The sequence below is a fragment of the Chromobacterium haemolyticum DSM 19808 genome (genome assembly GCF_000711885.1).
Classification (GTDB): Bacteria; Pseudomonadota; Gammaproteobacteria; order Burkholderiales; family Chromobacteriaceae; genus Chromobacterium; species Chromobacterium haemolyticum.
In genome coordinates this window covers 73,345-91,416 of record NZ_JONK01000001.1, presented here as the reverse complement: position 1 = coordinate 91,416, position 18,072 = coordinate 73,345, and the positions used below count along the sequence as shown (strand labels likewise).

Annotated in this window: 17 protein-coding genes; 6 read left to right on the top strand and 11 right to left on the bottom strand. The window is 63.2% G+C overall.

What is annotated here, in order from left to right; translation table 11 throughout:
* Nucleotides 1–39: 39 nt before the first annotated feature.
* The 6 genes from flgG to flgB all read right to left on the bottom strand — a co-directional run bounded on the left by flgG (nt 40) and on the right by flgB (nt 4,493).
* Complete coding sequence (gene flgG, locus BR71_RS00440; protein WP_043593001.1) at nt 40–822, bottom strand: flagellar basal-body rod protein FlgG; 783 nt, start codon at nt 820–822, stop codon at nt 40–42.
* 72 nt (nt 823–894) lie between these two features.
* On the bottom strand, nt 895–1,638 hold the full coding sequence (locus BR71_RS00435) for a flagellar basal body rod protein FlgF (protein ID WP_039754246.1): 744 nt from the start codon (nt 1,636–1,638) through the stop codon (nt 895–897).
* A 17-nt stretch (nt 1,639–1,655) separates the two neighbouring features.
* Entirely contained in the window at nt 1,656–2,900 is a 1,245-nt protein-coding gene (gene flgE / locus BR71_RS00430; protein ID WP_043631129.1) for a flagellar hook protein FlgE, read from the bottom strand.
* A 36-nt stretch (nt 2,901–2,936) separates the two neighbouring features.
* Nucleotides 2,937–3,647 carry a flagellar hook assembly protein FlgD gene (locus BR71_RS00425; protein WP_019102823.1) on the bottom strand — a complete coding sequence of 237 codons (711 nt, stop codon included), beginning with the start codon at nt 3,645–3,647 and terminating at the stop codon, nt 2,937–2,939.
* 19 nt (nt 3,648–3,666) lie between these two features.
* Nucleotides 3,667–4,077 carry a flagellar basal body rod protein FlgC gene (gene flgC, locus BR71_RS00420; RefSeq protein ID WP_043631128.1) on the bottom strand — a complete coding sequence of 137 codons (411 nt, stop codon included), beginning with the start codon at nt 4,075–4,077 and terminating at the stop codon, nt 3,667–3,669.
* Nucleotides 4,077–4,493: a flagellar basal body rod protein FlgB gene (gene flgB / locus BR71_RS00415; RefSeq protein ID WP_043631126.1), complete on the bottom strand. Its 417-nt coding sequence runs from the start codon at nt 4,491–4,493 to the stop codon at nt 4,077–4,079. The genes flgC and flgB overlap by 1 nt, the downstream gene beginning before the upstream one ends.
* A 301-nt stretch (nt 4,494–4,794) precedes the next feature.
* Here flgB and BR71_RS00410 point away from each other — a divergent pair, with 301 nt between their 5' ends.
* Nucleotides 4,795–5,592 (top strand): response regulator, encoded by a 798-nt coding sequence (locus BR71_RS00410; protein ID WP_043631123.1) that lies wholly within the window; start codon nt 4,795–4,797, stop codon nt 5,590–5,592.
* A 56-nt stretch (nt 5,593–5,648) separates the two neighbouring features.
* Here BR71_RS00410 and BR71_RS00405 read toward each other — a convergent pair whose 3' ends face one another.
* Together BR71_RS00405 and BR71_RS22620 are read right to left on the bottom strand one after the other, a co-directional pair.
* Nucleotides 5,649–6,476 carry an AcrVA2 family anti-CRISPR protein gene (locus tag BR71_RS00405; protein ID WP_043631120.1) on the bottom strand — a complete coding sequence of 276 codons (828 nt, stop codon included), beginning with the start codon at nt 6,474–6,476 and terminating at the stop codon, nt 5,649–5,651.
* A gap of 76 nt (nt 6,477–6,552) precedes the next feature.
* On the bottom strand, nt 6,553–8,082 hold the full coding sequence (locus BR71_RS22620) for an EAL domain-containing protein (RefSeq protein WP_052370213.1): 1,530 nt from the start codon (nt 8,080–8,082) through the stop codon (nt 6,553–6,555).
* Between the two features lie 521 nt (nt 8,083–8,603).
* Between BR71_RS22620 and BR71_RS00395 the strand changes: the two genes are divergently transcribed.
* A complete protein-coding gene (locus BR71_RS00395; protein ID WP_043631116.1) occupies nt 8,604–9,923 on the top strand; it encodes a DEAD/DEAH box helicase in 1,320 nt (439 codons plus the stop codon).
* Nucleotides 9,924–9,993: 70 nt separating this feature from the next.
* On the opposite strand, the gene BR71_RS00390 is transcribed toward BR71_RS00395, so the two are convergent.
* Both BR71_RS00390 and BR71_RS00385 read right to left on the bottom strand, forming a co-directional pair.
* Nucleotides 9,994–11,676 (bottom strand): glycoside hydrolase family 9 protein, encoded by a 1,683-nt coding sequence (locus BR71_RS00390; RefSeq protein ID WP_043631114.1) that lies wholly within the window; start codon nt 11,674–11,676, stop codon nt 9,994–9,996.
* Between the two features lie 103 nt (nt 11,677–11,779).
* Nucleotides 11,780–12,991: an ROK family transcriptional regulator gene (locus tag BR71_RS00385; RefSeq protein ID WP_043631112.1), complete on the bottom strand. Its 1,212-nt coding sequence runs from the start codon at nt 12,989–12,991 to the stop codon at nt 11,780–11,782.
* 232 nt (nt 12,992–13,223) lie between these two features.
* On the opposite strand from BR71_RS00385, the gene BR71_RS00380 reads away from it, so the two are divergent.
* Genes BR71_RS00380 through BR71_RS00365 form a run of 4 tightly spaced genes read left to right on the top strand, consistent with a single transcriptional unit; the run spans nt 13,224 to nt 17,114 of the window.
* The gene (locus BR71_RS00380; protein ID WP_043631859.1) at nt 13,224–14,090 is read left to right on the top strand and encodes a glucosamine kinase nucleotide-binding domain-containing protein; all 867 of its coding nucleotides are present in this window, start codon (nt 13,224–13,226) and stop codon (nt 14,088–14,090) included.
* 27 nt (nt 14,091–14,117) lie between these two features.
* Nucleotides 14,118–15,362 (top strand): ABC transporter substrate-binding protein, encoded by a 1,245-nt coding sequence (locus BR71_RS00375; RefSeq protein ID WP_043631110.1) that lies wholly within the window; start codon nt 14,118–14,120, stop codon nt 15,360–15,362.
* A 10-nt stretch (nt 15,363–15,372) separates the two neighbouring features.
* Nucleotides 15,373–16,239, top strand: coding sequence for a carbohydrate ABC transporter permease (locus BR71_RS00370; RefSeq protein ID WP_043631108.1), 867 nt, complete (start codon nt 15,373–15,375; stop codon nt 16,237–16,239).
* Between the two features lie 17 nt (nt 16,240–16,256).
* Entirely contained in the window at nt 16,257–17,114 is an 858-nt protein-coding gene (locus BR71_RS00365) for a carbohydrate ABC transporter permease (RefSeq protein WP_043631106.1), read from the top strand.
* A gap of 19 nt (nt 17,115–17,133) precedes the next feature.
* Here BR71_RS00365 and BR71_RS00360 read toward each other — a convergent pair whose 3' ends face one another.
* Nucleotides 17,134–17,991, bottom strand: coding sequence for an endonuclease (locus BR71_RS00360; protein WP_043631105.1), 858 nt, complete (start codon nt 17,989–17,991; stop codon nt 17,134–17,136).
* Between the last annotated feature and the right edge of the window lie 81 nt (nt 17,992–18,072).

Genomic DNA, 18,072 nt, shown 5'->3' with positions numbered 1-18,072 from the left:
ATCTCGATCGGCCGCCTTCCACCGGCGGCCCGCTTCCGCTTACAGCTGGCTCAGTTTCTGCAACATCTGGTCCGCAGTGGTGATCGCCCGCGAGTTCATTTCAAACGCGCGCTGCGCAGTGATCATATTGACCAGTTCCTCGGTGACGTTAACGTTGGACGCCTCCACGAAACCAGAGCGCACCGCGCCTCGGGTATCGGTCTGCGGATCCCCATCCTGCGGATCGCCGGAGGATGCGGACTGCAAATACAGGTTGTTGCCCACGCTCTCCAGGCCCTGCGGGTTGATGAAGGTGGTGAGCTGGATGGTGCCCGCGGTTTGCGCCGCCGGGTTATTGGGCAAAAAGTACTGCACCACGCCGGCAGTGGACACCGTAATCTGGTTGGCGGTGCCGGGGATGTTGATATTGGGATTCAGCGGATAGCCGTCCGGATTCACCACGTCGCCGTTGGAGTTGCGCTTGAACTCGCCGTTGCGGGTATAGGCGGTGGTGCCGTCCGGCAGCTGGATGCGGAAGAAGCCCTCGCCGGCGATCGCCATGTCCAGCGGCTGCCCGGTCTGAGTCATATTCCCCTGGGAGTGGATGCGGGCGGTGGCTACCGCCGCCGAGCCGGTCCCCACCTGCAGACCGGTGGGCGTGGTGTTGCCGTTGGCCAACTGCGCGCCGGGCTGACGCAAGGTCTGGTAATACAAGTCCTCGAAAATGCCGCGGCTGCGCTTGAAACCCACGGTGTTGACGTTGGCCAGGTTATTGGACACCACGTCCAGTTGAAACTGGCTGGAATCCATGCCGGTCTTGGCGATGTACAGTGCGCGCATCATGGCTTGTTTACCTCGTCTCCAGAACCGCGCAGCCTCTACCGGGCCGCCGCGGCGAAATCTTGTCTTATTGGTTTAACCGTTGGTGGACAACAACTGAGCCGCCTGCTGATCGCCTTGCTGCGCGGTCTGCATCAATCGGACGTTGAGGTCGTACTGGCGGGCGTGGGAGATCATCTGCACCAGGCTTTCCACCGAATTGACGTTACTGGCCTCTAGCATTTCCGGCACCAGCTTGACGTTGGCGTCGGCTGCCGCGTTGCCGCCGCCGTTGATGCGAAACAGACCGTCCTCGCCCTTGTACACGTCCTTTGGGCCGGGGTTGACCATCTTGATCTGCCCGACCAGCTGCGGCGTGCGCACCACGCCGGACAGCGGAATCGCCATGACCGAGCCATCTTCGCCCAATTGAATGCGGGAACCTGTAGGGACAACGATGGGGCCGCCGTCGCCCATGATGGGCAGGCCGGAGCGGGTGCGCATCATGCCGGTGGCGTCGAGCACATAGCCGCCGTCGCGCGTATAGGCTTCGGCGCCGTCCGGCGCCTGTACCGCGAAGAAGCCCTTGGAACCGATGGCGAAGTCGCTGGCGTTGCCCGTGTGCATCAGGCTGCCCTGGCTCAGGTCGTGGCCCACGGTGTTGTCCACCACATAGGTCCTCGTCGGCGCGCCCTCGCCCACCACCGGCAAGGCGCGGAACGCCACCACGTCGGCCTTGAAGCCGTTGGTGTGCACATTGGCCAGATTGTTGGCGGTGGTGGCTTGCTGCCACATCACGTGCTTGGCGCCGTTCATCGCCAGGTAAAGCATTCTATCCATCGCGCGCGCTCAGCTCATCAGATGTTCAGCAAGGTCTGCACCAGGGTGTCCTGGGTTTTGATGGTCTGCGCATTGGCCTGGTAATAGCGCTGCGCGGTAATCATATTGACCAGCTCCGAGGTCAGGTCGACGTTGGAATCTTCCACCGCGCCGGCCTGAATGGTGCCGGTATTGCCCGCCCCGGGCGCGTTGTAGGAAGCAATGCCGGAATCGTAAGTCTGCGCCCACAGATTATTGCCCTTGGACTGCAAACCTTGCGGATTGATGAAGTTGGCGAGAGCAACCTGACCTATGGTTTTGGTCTGTCCGTTGGTATACGTCGCCTGAATGATGCCCGAGGACGAAATATTGATGCCCTTCAGATTGCCAGGAGCGGAACCGTCGATGATAGGCGGGGTGGTCACGCCGAAGTTCTGCCCCACCTGAGTGGAACCGGTAAAGCTGAAGGCCACGGTCTGCGGCACCGCCGAACCGTTGAGCGGGTTGGGGGAAAAATTGATGTTGAACGGTCCGGGCGTGGTCAGCACGCCGGAGGTGTTGAAAGTCAGCGAGAAATTGTTGCTGTTGGGCGGCGTGTTATTGGCCGGATTGCCGTCGACATAAGCGGTCGCGGTCCAGGTTCGGCCGGTGGCGGTGGGCGCGCCGGCGACATAGTACATGGTCACCTGATGCGGATTACCCAGCGAATCGTATACCGTATTGGTGTTCGACCAGTTATAGGAGGATGAATTGGTCGGGTCCAGCGGCGTAACGGTCGGCACCGTGCTGCGAGAATCCAGATTGACGCCGAGGGTGGCCTTGGTGGTGGCCTGCGGCGACACCAAATTGGAGTTCAGCTGTATTTTGCTCACCGGCCCCTGAGTGATGTTGCCTGCGGCGTCCGCCTGCCAGCCCTGCAGGAAGTTGCCGTTATTGACCACATACCCCTGATTGTTGATCTGGAATTGGCCATTGCGGGTATAGGACAAGGTGCCGTCCGGCTGGGCCACGGTGAAAAAGCCGCCGTTGTTGATCGCCAAGTCAAGGCTGCGGCCGGTGGTGGTCACGTTGCCGTTGCTCATGTTCTGCGTCACCGCGGCCACCTTGACGCCAATGCCCGGCGTAGTGGTGGCGATGCCGTACAAGGTATTGCCGTACATATCGGCAAACTCCGTGCGCGAACTCTTGAAGCCCACGGTGTTGGCGTTGGCTACGTTGTTGCCGATGGTATCCAGTTGGGTGGAGGCGGCGTTCAAGCCGCTCAAACCTTGTTGAAAGCCCATGATGTCAGTCCTTGAAGTCGAATGAGGTCAGCAGGATCAGGCGGTCATTTGCGCCACGTCGCCCAACTGGGCACGGCTGCCATCCGGCAGCACCAGCTCGGGAATGCCCTGATCCCAGGCCACTGCGGTTACTGTCTGCGTGTTGTAGGCCACGGCCTTGGTGCTGCCGTTGGCGCTGGCTTGCGTCACGTCGGCGCTAAAGCTGTATTTGCCGGCCGGCACCACTTCGCCCTTGTCGTTCTTGCCGTCCCAGCTGAAGGTGTTGACGCCGGCCACCGGCTTGTCGATGGTCATGGTGCGGACCACATTGCCGTTGGCGTCCTTTACGCTGACTTTCACCGTCTGCGCCGGGCCGTTCAGCAACACGCCGGCCGGGGTGGTGCCGCCATCCGGCGGCTTGGGCAGGCTGCTGCCGGCCACCAGCACTTTTTTGCCTATCATGCTGGACGCCATCAGCGACTGTGACGCCGCCTGGGCGCCGATCAGCGCCTGCATAGACTGGTTCAGCTGCTGAATGCCGCCCACCTGGCTGATCTGCGCCATCTGGGACGTCATCTGGCTGTTGTCCATCGGATTCATCGGGTCTTGGGAACGCATCTGAGCCACGAACAGTTTCAGAAAAGTGCTCTGAATGTCGTTGGCGCTAGAGCCGACCACGCCGGAATTGCTCTTGCTGCCGTTGACGCTGCTGTTCGGGTTGGTCTGAGTCTGACTATTCAGTACGTCATAAGGATTTGCGCTAGCCATTGCCGTTACTCCTCTCGCCTTACTGGCCCAGCTGCAGCACTTTCTGCTGCAGCGTCTTGGCCGTATTCATGATTTCGACATTGTTCTGATAGGCGCGGGAGGCGGCGATCATGTCGGCCATCTCCTCCACCGGGTTCACATTGGGCATCGTCACGTAGCCGCGCTGGTCGGCCAGCGGATTGCCCGGGTCGTACTTGAGCCGCGGCGGGGTCTGGTCTTCTACCACCGCGGTCACGCGCACGCCGGCCACCTGCGGCTGCGCGGCCGTCACCGGGATCGCGGTGAACACCGCGTGACGCCCCTTGTAGGGTTCGCCGGTGGAGCTGGTCGAACTTTCCGCGTTGGCGATATTGCTCGCCACCAGGCTGAGGCGCATCGACTGCGCCGACATCGCCGAACCGGAAATGGCAAACACATTGGACAAAGACATCAGCTATTGCCTCCCTGGCCCTGGATCGCCGAACTCAGGCCGCTGATCCGCTTGTTCAGAAAAGTCAGCGTCGACTGGAAGCGGACCGCGTTGTCGGCGAAAGCCGCGCGCTCCACGTCCATGTCCACGGTGTTGCCGTCCACGCTGGGCTGCACCGCCGCGCGGTACTGCAGGGCGGCGCCGTTGTTTCCCGCGCCGCCGGCGCCTGCAAGATGCCGGGCATCGGTCAGGTTCATCGCCAAACGACCTTGCGCATCCGTTTGCGCCTGCAAGGCCTTGCCGAAGTCGAAATCCACCGCTTTGTAGTTAGGGGTTTCGTCATTGGCGATATTGCTGGCCAGCACCTCGGTGCGATAGGCCCGCAAATTCAGCGCTCGCTGCTGAAAGTCGAAATGTTTGGCGATTTTGTCTAGCATGTCAGCCTCCTTGAGGCGACGTTAAAGCAGGAAGCGTGCCAAGCCACCGAACCCCGACAGCCCTTTGATTTTCCTGAGCAATACGCCACGCTCTCGGCCGCAGCGGCCCAAACGGCAACAATGAGCGGCAAGATTTGCCGCCTCCGGCCCAAGCGACAGATTTTGCTTGCCGCACCGCGCAATTCGTGCCAAACCAACATAAGAACCATTGAAGACGCGCCCGGGATCGCCGACACTTACGCATTGGCTGGCGGTCGCGGACGGCTTTGACAAAATAGAGAATACAGGCGGGGGAAGAGGCATGCTGGAAGTACAACATTTAATCATCTCGCTGGCTGAGCCTTCGCATGTGCAGGCGCAGATCATCAGCAAGGCGCTGGGGGAGATGGGCATCTCCAAAGTGGAGGTCCACCCCAACGGCGAAGCGCTGCTCAGCCGTGCACGCGAGTCGCGCCCCGACTTAGTGATCAGCGCCTATTACCTGCCGGACATGACGGGCCAGCAGTTACTGCAACAGATGCGCGAAAGCGCCGACCTCAGCGGCATGCCTTTCATTCTGGTTTCCAGCGAAACCAATCCGGAACGGCTGGAACCCATCCGCCAGGCGGGCAGCCTGGGCATCCTGCCCAAGCCCTTCACCAATGGCCAACTGGACGAGGTGCTGGCCAACGCGCTGGACTTCATCAACACCGAGAGCCTGGCCATGGAGGTGGACACGGATCTGGCCAATGTCCAGGTGTTGATCGTAGACGACAGCCATACCTCGCGCCGCCATGTGCGCGCCGTGCTGGAGCGACTGGGCTTCGAACACTTCACCGAAGCCGCCAGCGGGACCGACGCGCTGCCGCTGCTGGAGAGCGAAAGCTTTCAGTTGATCATTGTCGACTACCACATGCCCGGCATGGATGGCTGCGAACTGGCTCGCCACATCCGACAAAACAGCACTCAGGGGCGCACCCCCATCCTGATGATCACCAGCGAGACCGATCACGACCGGCTGGCCGAGGTGGAGGCGGCTGGCGTCTCGGCCTGCTGCGACAAGCCCTTCTCCACCAACAAGCTAAGAGACACCATCCGCGAACTGCTGCAGGAATACTGAGAATCTGTTCAAAGCCCTTGCTCGCGAGACTTTGAACAGACTCTAAGCCGTCCTTCTTACTTGGGCGCCACCCACACCAGCCGCGAATTGGCCTTGGCCTCGCCAAACGCCTGCCGCCGCCAGTAACCCTGAGTCGCGTAAGCCTGCGCGGCGTCCAGCTCGGGAATGCGGCAGAAGCTCACCTCGCTGAAGCCGGCCTTCAGCAATTGGCTGCGGCCGCGCTGCCGAGTTTTGGCGCAAGTCGGCGCGCCGGCCTGCTCCACCCATGACTCCGGCGCACCCGACTGCCAGGACAGCTCTCTCTCCAGCTTGGGCTGAGTCATCATGGCAAGGCCATTGAGCACCGCGGCCAACAAGGCTTGCCAACACTCCGCCACCTCCGTTATCTGCGGCGCCAGTTCACCCGGATAGGTGACCAGCAAAGCTTCCACCGCATCGGACTCATGCAGCCATTGCGCGGCGTCGCGCGAAAACCCCTCCTCCACCAAGGTCAGCAACAAGGCCTTGCGCTCTGGCTGATGCGAGACGAAAGCCCCGCCGCCTCCGGGCACATGCAGAAAGAAAGCGTCGGCCGGCAAATTCAGCGTATCCGGCAATTGCGAGGGCAGCCGAGTGTGGGCCAAGGCCCGCACCAAGCCGTCGTCCAGATGGGAAATCACGCGGCCATGACGGGCGAAACAACCCCAGGACTCCGCCAAAGCCAGTTCAGCGACGATGGTCTGCTGCCTCACTGCAAATACCTGGGCGGCGCGCTCCAGTTCGCGCTTGATCACTTCCTTCATTTCCTTGCGCGCCGCGGACGGCTGCAAGGCCTGAACATACAACTGGCTGACGCGCTTGGCCCAAGGACGGGAGGCCGCATAACGCTGCACGGCATACATCATTCCCTACTCCTTTCCTGAAACAAAAAAGGGCGCATTGTAACAAAGCGCCCCCGCGTCCCCAAGCCGCGAGCCGGCCTCACCCATCGCCGCCCCTCTTGCCCGCCGGGCGGACCCGGCTTTCCGCAATGCCTGAATACAGCCACTGCCGGAAATGATTCAAGGTCATCGGCTTGCCAAAATAAAAGCCCTGTAAATACTCGAAGCCCTTCACATTCAGATAGCTTTGCTGACCCTGGGTCTCGACCCCTTTCACAATGACCTGCACCCCCATTTCATTGGAGGATAAAAGCAGGCCATCCAGAATATTCCCTTTCAGGCTGTCCTGGCCCAAGGCCGACACGTAACCTTTCTCAACCTTCAGATAGTCAAAGCCCCAACGGCTCAGATAAGCCTTGTCGGCATAGCCGGCGCCAAAGTCGTCCAAGGCCAGCCTCACGCCCATCTGCCGTAAGCCGTTGATCACCTTTTGCGCGCCGGAAGCCTCTTGCAATGGAGCCCTCTCCGACACCTCCAGCACCAGTTGAGCCTGCTTTTCACGCAATAGATTAACCAGCGGACGGCAATCTTCCAGCAGTTCGGGCAAAGCCAGGTGATCGGTAGAGATATTGACCCCAACCATAAAACCGGGGGGCAATACGATCTGCTTCAACTCCTCGGCCACCCTCCGCAGCATGTAACGCGTCAGCGGCACAATCATGCCGGCCTCAATCGCGGTCTGAATGAAGAGTTCAGAGCGCACATTGCCCTGCACCGGGTGCCGCCAGCGCGCCAGCACCTCCACTCCGACGCATTCGCCGCTGGCCGCGGTGACGATGGGCTGGTAATGGGCGAAAAACTCTTTTTGCCGAATCCCCTCGGATATCTCCCACCCCGTCGCCTTGCGCCCGCCGGAACCGCGGCGCGCTCCCCAAGCGACGCCGCCCCCCAAGGCTGCAGCCGCCAACAAAGTCAACCATTGAGTTTGCAGCGCCAACAAGGGCGCGGCCGCCCACTGCGGCGCCGCCAGCACGCCTATGCGCGCCGGCGCGGACGGCACCCACGCCACCTCTCCGCCCGTGTCCGCTCCCTGATCCCTCACCTCGCCGTTGGCGGCCAGCGCCCGCCCCCCGGCCAGCAAGCTCACTTTCAAACCATCACGCTCGGCCAACGCCAATTGAGCCACCAAGGGCCCTGCGTCCAACTCAATCACCCCTGCGGCATGCCCCAACCGCAACCCCGGCAACAGCTGGCCATTGCCGGCCGGCAACAAGCTCGCCCCATTCTCAAACCCTGCCGCCCCCTCCGAAACGCCGCGCCGGGAAGCACACTGCGCGCCGCCGGCGCCGCGCGCCAAGGCGAAGCGCGCCAGCGACGTGCGCTGAACCAATTCAGCCAAAGCCTGGGTTTGAGCGCGGCAATCCGGCTCCGGCGGCGGCAGCCCGTCCAATCGCGTCAGCGCGGCGAACGCGGGCGACAACTGCCAGGTCAGCTGCCCGACAACCAACTCGGCCCTCTCCCTGGCCGCCGACTGCATCCGCCACGCCGTCAACGCCAGCGCCAAGACCATCGTCAGCGCCAAGGCCAAACCGACGCAAACGGCATAGGCCGCGCCAGAGGAACTGGACATCAGCCAGGCATGCGTCCGGTCCGTGCTTGCGAATCTGTTCTTTCCACTCATTGCCAGCCCTCAACGAAGGTGTCACGCATGGCCCGTCATCGTTGAAGTGTAGTTAGAACCTCGCAAATCTCCACAAGCCAACGCCTCGCTTCCGGAGCCGAGTCCTCACCCGCCATCGCAGGCGGGCGACAGCTTTTTTGGAAAACCGTCACGGCAAGCGGCAAACAATCAAATACTTAGCCGGCATGTTTTTAAAAAACAGTTGTAAAGCTGTCCGATTTACCGTATAGTCCGGCCTCTTGTGTTTCCACCGGGCATTCCAAACCACGCCTCAGCCCGAGTGAGATTGCTTCATCGTCCCTGACCATTTCCAGGCTTCGTCCACGCTTATAATGTCGCATCAGACTGGACCGCTGTTCGCCGCTTGTCAGGTTAGTGCCGATGATTTACGGCTTAAAGGCGCCGTATAACCGACCGCCACCAACCTGGCTATTAAGTGACGCCGGCAGTAACCGGCCTGAAAGGACATCATGCATTTTTCCGATCTGGGCATCGCCCCGACCATCCTGCGCGCTCTGGAAGCCGCCGGCTATTCTTCCCCTACCGAAGTACAGGCTCAAGCCGTGCCCGCCGCCATCGCTGGCCGCGACCTGCTGGTATCCGCCCAAACCGGTAGCGGCAAGACCGCAGCCTTCCTGCTGCCGGCGCTGACCAAGCTTTCCGAGCGCTCCACCGGCAAGGGCCAGGGCCCGCGCGTGCTGGTATTGTGCCCAACCCGCGAACTGGCTCAGCAAGTAGAAAAGAACGCGCTGGAATACGGCAAGGACCTGCGCTGGATGAAGACCGCCTGCTTGGTAGGCGGCGCATCCTTCGGCTACCAAACCCGAGCGCTGTCGCGCCCCATCGACCTGATCGTGGCTACGCCCGGCCGTCTGATGGATCACATGCGCTCCGGCCGCATCGATTTTTCGCGCCTGGAAATGCTGGTGCTGGACGAAGCCGACCGCATGCTGGACATGGGCTTCATCGAAGACATCGAGACCATTGTCAAAGCCACTCCGGACACCCGCCAGACCGTGCTGTTCTCCGCCACGCTGGACGGCACCGTAGGCCGCATGGCTGAAAAGATGACCCGCGATCCGCAGCGCATCGAAATTGCCCGCACCGAAACCTCGGGCGGCACCATCGAAGAACACCTGCTGTACGCCGACGATCTGAACCACAAGCATCGTCTGCTGGATCACATTCTGAAAGAGTCCGGCTTCGACCAGTGCGTGATTTTCTCCGCCACCAAAGCCTACTCCGAAGAACTGGCCGACAAGTTGTCCGACCAGGGCTATTCCGCCGCCTGCCTGCACGGCGACATGCCACAAAGCTGGCGCAACCGCACGCTGAACGATCTGCGTCGCGGCCGTATCAAGATTCTGGTGGCCACCGATGTGGCCGCCCGCGGCATCGACGTGCCCACCATCACCCACGTGGTGAACTTCGACCTGCCGAAACAAGCTGAAGACTACGTGCACCGCATCGGCCGCACCGGTCGCGCTGGCCGTGACGGCACCGCCATCACTCTGGCGGAGTCCAAGGAGTTCCACAAGGTTCGCCGCATCGAGCAATACCTGAAGCGTCAAATCACCGAAGGCGTGATCGAAGGCATGGAACCGACCCGTCGCCCGCCGAAAGGCCCGCGTCGCAACACCAGCGGCAAAGGCGGCTACGGTGATCGCCGTCCGGGCAGCGGCGGCGGTCGCGGCGGCTACGGCAATCGTCGCGAAGGCGGCTACCAAGGCCAACGCCGCGAAGGCGGTTATCAGGGCAACCGCGGCCCGCGCAGCACCCAACAGCAGTAAACGCAGGCCGCCCCCGGCAACGGGGGCGCCGCAACAGAACGCCATCGGCTTGCCGATGGCGTTTCACATTTCAGCCTTCATTCGCCCGCCGGCGCAAAGCCAGGGCCAGAAACAGCCAGGCGCCATGCGGCAACCATTGTTCCGTCCAACGCCAGGATTGGCCGATATCGGTTTCTTTTGGGCTCAGAAAAGCAATACCTTCATCCGCGCCCGGCGCGGCGGTAATCCCATTGCACACCCCTCCGCAGGCATTGTAATAGCCCGGCTCATAGCGCGGATTATTACGACCCCAGCCCTGCAGCATGCAAACGTCGAAGGGATTGCGTCCCAAAATCCAGTCCAGCGCTCCCTGGGCATAAGCCCGCAGGGGCTCGCCCTCCTCTGGCGACTCCTGTTGCGCCAGGCCGCAGGCCGCCGCCGCCAGCGAGGCCAGCCGCGCATTTTCCCCCTGCCACCAGTAGCCGCTGCCATTCTGCTGCGGCATGAAAAAGCGCGCCACGCCCTCCTCGCCGTTGCGGGCCACCCATTGCCGCGGATAAGCGAAAGGGTTTCCCGCCGCCGCCGTCAGCGTCATTTCCGCCTCCATCCCGCGCCGGACCGCCCGTCGCGCATCGCTTGCCAGCGGCGACGCCGGCAATACCGCGGCGAAGCGCAGCAAGGCCAGATAAGGCAGGCCGGCTTCGACCGCGTGAAAATAGCTATGCCGCCGCTGCGCGTCCATCCAGAAACGACCGGCCTCGTCCTGCTGCGCCAACATGCGCCGCGCGCGGCGGTCGGCGGCATCGGCGAACACCGGCTCGCCGCTAGCCGCGTATAGTTCGCAGGCGGCCAACAGCGCGCAGTAATCGTCGATCAGGTTTTCACAGCCATCGTCCAGATAACGCGCGTTGTATTGCTGTAGATGGGCGAAGCCGCGCCGCGCCGCGGCCAGATAATCGCCACGGCCGAACTCCCCGTCGCGCGGCAGTTCCGCAGCGCGCGCCAGCGCGGCGATCGCCAGGCCTCCCCCCTGGCGAAAACCGGCCTGGAAGGCGCCTGATCTGACACCGCGCTGAGTGGTGAAAGCACACAGCTCGCGCTGCTCCGGCGCCTTGCTCCAGCCATCGAACAAGGTCATGTAGAAAAAGCCGGACGAGTGCTGCATGCGCAACAGAAAATCCGCTCCGTGCAAAGCCTCGTCCACCATGCGCTCGTCGAACCAGCGCGGCTGCGGCGGCAAAGCGTCGCGGCCCGCCATCAGGCACCAGGCCAGCAGCGGCGTCTGCTGAGGATTCATGAAGTTGGCGTAGGATAGATGGGACAGGTATTTGGAACAGTCGCCGGAAGCGTCGAACCAACCGCCGCGCGCATCCCGCCGCGCCTCTCCGCCCCACTCCGGCGCGGTTCGATCCGCCTGGTCGTAAAGACCGGTGCAACGCTGCGACTTAAAATAATGCAACAGATCGGACAGCATCTGGCTGCCCAGGCAATCAGGCCCCACCTCGAACTCGTGACTGATCACCGGCGGCGCGCTGTCCCGTAACCACAGCCGGTAACGTCCCGGCTGCGTCCAGCCGCTGAAATCCGCCAGCCAGTAGTGCCATTCCGGCCAGCCCTCCGCCATGCCCTGCGGCCTCAAGGGAATGTCGGCCGCGATCCGTCCCTCCCCATCCAACAAGGCTAGCGTCGCAGGCCCAGCCCCGGCAGGCGCTTGCAACAAGGCCTGCTTGGGCGCTTGGGGTTCAAAACCAACATGATTCAGCAGAATCTTCATGGCGCGTCTCCCGGCTAATAAGTAAATCGTTTTGCCTTAATGACGGGCAATATTTACGCGCCGAGACGTCCAGGTCAAGCCATTGACATAAAAAGACGCCGCATCAAACCTTGAGCAGCACTTCGTACTGCGGATTGAATTCATCAAAGATGGGCAGCGCCGCCGCGCCCAGCGCCACCGTGTCGCGGCCGGCGCTCCCCAGCAGCACGCGCGGGCCGCAGCTTTGCCGGATAGACCCCGGCAGCGGATGCAGCCGTTGCTCCAGTTGCTCTAGCAAGGCTGGCGGCAGGAAACCGCCTATCACCACCGCCTCAATATCCAACAGGCTCTCCAGGATATTGATCGCCTGGCGTAGCGGCGGCGCGGCGGTGGCCAGCCAGCGTTCCATGCCGTAGCAGATCTCCGGCGTCGGCCGCTCCAGGCTGCGCGCAGCCAGCTCGGCGTCGTCGGCCAGCCCCAAGGTTTCGTACAATGCGCGCAGCGATACATAACGCTCCAGACAGCCATGGTTGCCGCAATCGCAAGGCCTTCCATCCGGCATCACGATCATGTGGCCGATCTCGCCTGCGTTGTGGCGGACGCCCGCGTACAGCCTCCCGTCCAGAAACAAGCCCGCGCCCAGCCCGGCGCCGATGAACAGATAGACGAAATTGCGCAGCGCGGCGGCGCGGCCGTACAGCCGCTCCCCGATGGCCGCGGCGGTAGCGTCCTTTTCAAGCAAGACCGGCAGATCCAGCCTGCGCTCCAGTTGCGCCGCCGCATCCACCTCTTCCCAGCCCGGCAAGGTGGTAGGGCCCACCGAACTCATGCCCTCAACGCCGAACGGACCCGGCATCACCAGTCCCAAGCCCAATACCCGCCCCCAGTCTATTCCGGAGTCCGCGCGCAACCGGCCCACCACCTCTTCGATCAAGGGCAGGGCCAGCTGCGGATCCGGCCGCTGCACCGGCGCCTCCACCCGCGCGCGGCATTGCCCGGCCAGGTCCACCGCTACCGCGATCAGCGACTGGGTATCCAACTGAATGCCCAGCGAGTAGGCGCCGTCGGGATTGATGCTCAGCGGTATCGCCGGCTGGCCGCGCGCGCCTTCGCGCATCGGCTCCCCCGCCAACAGCATGCCGCCGTCCAGCAATTCCGCCGCGATATTGGACACCGTTTGCGGCGTCAACGCGGTCAGCCGAGCCACCTCGGCGCGGGTCAGCTGCCCGTTCAGGCGTATGGTTTCTATCACCGCGCGGCGGTTGTGCGCGCGGGCGTGTTCCAGATTGGTCCCCGCCACCGTGCGCGAGTCCCGACCTGCGGGAATGGATTTCATGGAGGCAGTATGGCGACCCGGCGCAGGGCGGACAAGCGCGCCGGCAAGGCCTGTTGCATCGGCGGCGACTGCCGGGCCGTGTCGTCGACACAATTAAATAAATCAACTTGACGAAATGCCATTGTAATGATTGAATTTCCAAAAACGCCAATGGCATCGCATCGCGACAATGCAAATCACTGATGTTTCAGTGATTTGCGCCGAACGCACGCATTTGACCAAGGACAGCATCGTGACTGAAGCTTTTGAATATCGCTTGGGCGTCGATGGCGGCGGCAGCGGCACCCGCGTCTGTTTGAGCGACGCGCGCGCCCGCCCGCTGGCCCACGCGGAAGGCGGCCCCTCCGCCTTGTCGCGCGGCGTGCCGCAAGCCTGGGCCGCCGTGAACGAAGTCATCGCTCGCGCCTTCGAGCAGGCCGGCCTGCCGCTGGCGCCGCCGGCGCAATGCGCGATCGGCCTTGGTCTGTCCGGCGTGCACAACGCAGGCTGGGCCGACGCCTTCCGCGCCGCCGATCCCGGCTACGCCCGCTTGCGCCTGGCCACCGATGGCTACACCACTTTGCTGGGCGCCCATGGCGGCCGCCCCGGCGTGATCGTGGCGCTGGGCACCGGCAGCATAGGCGAAGCGCTGTATCCGGGCGGCGGCCACCGCGAAGTCGGCGGCTGGGGCTACCCCAGCGGCGACGAGGCCAGCGGCGCCTGGCTGGGCCAGCGTGCCGCCCAGTACGCGCAGATGGCGCTGGACGGCCGCATGGAGCCGACGCCGCTGACGCGGGCGGTGCTGGAGCATGTGGGCGGCGACTGGCAGGCGATGATGGCCTGGAACGGCCGCGCCACCCCGACGCTCTTCGCACAGCTGGCGCCGCTGGTGGTGGCCAACGGCCGCCGGGATTCGCTGGCGGCCGAACTGCTGCGTCAGGCCGGTCGCGACGCCTGGTCCATCGCCAAGGCGCTGGACCCGGATGAAAGCTTGCCGGTGGCGCTGTGCGGCGGCCTGGGCCAAGCGCTGCGCGACTGGCTGCCGCCGGAATTCGCCGCCCGGCTCAGCCCGCCGCAGGGCGACGCCTGCGCAGGCGCGCTGCTCTTGCTGGCTGCCTGATCTCCCTCTCTCCGAAAAGGACTCCCCATGCGCCTTTCCCCGCTGCTGCTCGCCGGCTTGCTGGCCCTGGCCGGCCCGGCCCGCGCCGACAAAATCGTGGTCGAATACTGGACCGACTCGCTCAAGCCGCAATTCGACGCCTATTTCGCCGCCGCCAAGAAACAGTACGAGGCGCAAAATCCCAATGTCGAACTGCGCTGGGTGGATGTGTTCAACGAGGGCTTCGAGACCAAGCTCAACGCCGCCATCGCCGCCGGCCGGCCGCCGGCGCTGATTAACCACGACGTGCCCCGCTTGTATAAATACGCGCAGAAAGGCGCACTCTTGCCGCTGGACAGCGCACTGGCAGCGGACAAGGCCGCTTATCTGCCCAATGCGCTGGCCGACCTCAGCGTGGGCGGCAAGCTCTACGCCTACCCTTGGTACAACAACGTCAATGTGCTGGTGCTCAACGGCGAGCTGTTCCGCAAGGCCGGCCTGGATCCGGCGCGCAAGCTGGCCAGCCTGGAGCAGCAACTGGCCGCCGCCAAAGCCATCCGCGTCAAGACCGGCGTGCCCGGCCTGCTGCCGCAGTTGGGCCAGATCGACGGCATCATGCTTGGCCGCGGCTTGCCTCTGCTGCAAAACGGCAAGGCGGTCTTCAACAGCCCGGCGCATGTGGCCTTGCTGCGCCAGTACGCCGACGCTTACAAAGCCGGCGCGCTGGCCAAGGAGAACCTGTTCGCCGATGACAACTACCAGGCCAGCGTCAAGCTCTACAACAGCGGCCGGCTGGCAATGATGGAAACCGCGCCCACCGCGGTGAGGCGCACCCAGACCGACGCCCGCGCCATCTTCGAGGTCAGCCGGGTCCAACCGGCGCCGCTGGGGCCCACTGGCGTGACACAGGGCGGCTACCAGTTCGGCTGGGCAGTATCCAAAGGGCTGCCTGCGTCCACTCAAGCCGAAGCGATCAAGTTCGCTCGCTTCCTGACCAGCGACGCTCAGCAGCTGGCGTTCTCCAAAGTCACCGGAGCCACCTTCCCCTCCACTCGCGCAGCGCTGCGTGATCCTTATTTCACCCAGGCCGGTGGCAGCCTGGTCGACATCGCCCGCGCCCAGGGCGCCAAGGCTGCGCCGGACATCCGCACCTTCAGCCTGAGCGGGGTGCCGCGGCTGGCGGACCTGAAGAAAAAACTGGTGGACAGCGTGGAAGCCGCGGTCACCGGCCGCAAGGACGCCCAGCTGGCGCTGGACGAGGCGGTCGTGTTCTGGAACCGGCAGTTGAAGTAAGCGCGCAACAATGAAATCCAGCGCCCGCAACGCTTGGCTGTTCCTGGCTCCGGCTCTATCGCTAATGGCGGTGTTCACCTTCTGGCCCTTGCTGTTCGGAGCTTACCTGGCCTTTACCCGCTATGACCTGCTGTCGCCACCGCAGTGGGCGGGCCTGGAAAACTTCGAATTCCTGCTGCAGGACGAGGTGTTCTGGCGCGCGATGCGCAACTCCCTACTCTATCTGCTGGTGGTGCCGGCGATCCAGCTGGCCGCCATTGCGCTGGCGCTGCTGGCCAACCGGCCCTTGCGCGGCATCAAGTTGTTCCGCGCCGCCGTCTACCTGCCGGTGATCACCACCGTAGCCGTGGTCGGCATCATGTGGAACTGGATGTACGCCGATTACGGCGTGCTCAACAGCGCGCTGCGCTGGCTGCGGCTTTTGACCGCGCAACAGGAGATCGGCTTTCTCAGCGATGAGGACATCGCCCTGTTCTCGGTGATGTTCGTCACCTTCTGGCGCGGGATCGGCTACTACATGGTGCTCTACCTCGCCGGCCTGCAGGCGATTCCGGCGGAGATGCAGGAAGCGGCCGTGCTGGACGGCGCCAATGCCTGGCAGCGTTTCTGGCGCATCACGCTGCCGATGCTAAGGCCCACCATCTTGTTCTGCAGCCTGATTTCCACGCTGGACGCATTGAAAGCCTTCGAAGAAGTGTTGGTGATGACGCGCGGCGGCCCGCTGAACTCCACCTACACTGTGTTGTATTACATGTTCCATCAAGGCTTCGATCAGTTGGACTTTGGCCGCGGCGCCGCCGCCGGCTTACTGCTGACCGGCGTGTGCTTATTGCTGGCCGGCCTCAACTTCCGCCTGCTGCGCCCCGCCCACCGCTAGCTTTCAGGACACTCACCATGACCGCAGCCTCAAGCCTACTCGCCCGCCCCGCCCGGCAAGCCCGCGCGCGCGCACTCCGGCGCTTGCCGGACTACCTGTTGCTGCTAGCGCTGGCCTGCGCCGCCTGTTATCCGTTTGGGTGGACGCTGATGATCGCTTTGGGCAACGGCGAACAGGTGTTCGACTTCCCTCCGCGCTGGCCGGAGCCCTTGTCGCTAACCCACTTCCGCGAAGTATGGGATCAGATCCCGATGGGACGGTTTTTATGGAACTCCGCTTTGATCTCTGGCCTCTCCACTGCCGGCACGCTGCTGGTTTCCAGCTGCGCGGGCTTCGCACTGGCGCAGCTGCGCTTTCGCGGCCGGCAATGGGTGTTTTACGCCATCATCGCCACCTTGCTGCTGCCCAGCGAAACCAATGTGCTCAGCAATTACGTGACCCTGTCCTGGCTGGGGCTGGACGACAGCCGCGTCGGAGTAGCGCTTCCAACATTGGCCGGGGCTTTCGGGATTTTCCTGATGAAGCACGCCTTCGAGGAAATTCCCGAAGAAATCATTGCCGCCGCGCGCATGGACGGCGCCGGCGACTGGCAACTGTTCTGGCGCATATGCCTGCCGCTGAGCCGGCCCTATCTGGCCACCTTGGCCATCTTCACCCTGGTATGGTCCTGGAACAGCTATGTCTGGCCCAGCGTGGTGCTGAAGAACCCTGACCTCTACCCGCTGTCCGTGGGCGTGCAGTACTTGAAAGGCGCTTTCGCCACCTCCACGCGGATGGTGGCCGCCGGCGCGGTGCTGACCATCGCGCCGGTATTGCTGGTATTTCTATTTTGTCAGCGCTATTTCATGCGCGGCATGGACGGCGCGGTCAAATAACGCCGCCCGGCCGCGGCGCTCAAGCTCCGCACAGCTCTGCCAAGCGCTGCGGCTCCGTCACCAGAAAATTGCCCTCGCCCTGCAGTTGGACGATGCGCGCGTCGCGACGTCGCTCCCAGGCGTTCACCGGGTACTGGCGCGCCCAAGCGCACATGAGTTGCTGGTCCTGCCGGCTCATGCGCAGCTGATAGCGCGCATGCATGTAAAGCGTGATGCGCGCCGCCACACCGCGCACTTCTTCACGCGGCTGGAAGCGTTTGTTGCCGAAATCCGTTACCGATTGGCATTGACCGTACATCGTCGTCGGCTTGCGACTCCACGCGCCGTAGGCGAAGTTGGCTCGATCGCCGTTGACCTCGCCCACCGCCGGCACCAGATTGTTCAAATCGCCTTCCGCCATGCGGAAGACCGGATCGCTGGCCGCGCAGTTCTTGCGGCCGCCTTGCTGCCAGCATTGACGCTGATGGCCCAGATTCCAGGCCGGCACCACGTGCTCCCACTCGATGCGGCTGGCGCGGGTTTCCGATTTCCGCGGCACATAGCCGCAGGAGGCCCAATCCACCGCCTTGCCGCGGTAGTCGCAGCCGCAATAGAAATCCTGCTCCATGCCGGCAAACACCCGCGGCAATACTTTCTTGGCGTTGGAAAAATCACGGTGTCCTACTTGCTTGACGCCGCTCACCAACTGCGCGGCCTGTACCCGGCCCGGCGCGCCCGTGTCGGCGGCTGGCCGCGTCACCTGTTCCAGCTGGCGCACCACGGCTGCTCCGGCCTTGGCCAGGATTTTGACTTCCGCTGATTGACTGATTTTGGAAAATTCGGCCGCATCGCAAGCGGCCAGCAACAAAATAACGGGGAGGAGGATGGGATAACGCATGGCGGGCAGTGTAAGTACCCGCCGTGTTCACGACAATAAGATCCAAAAAATATTACAAATGATAATCCATATAAATTTCAA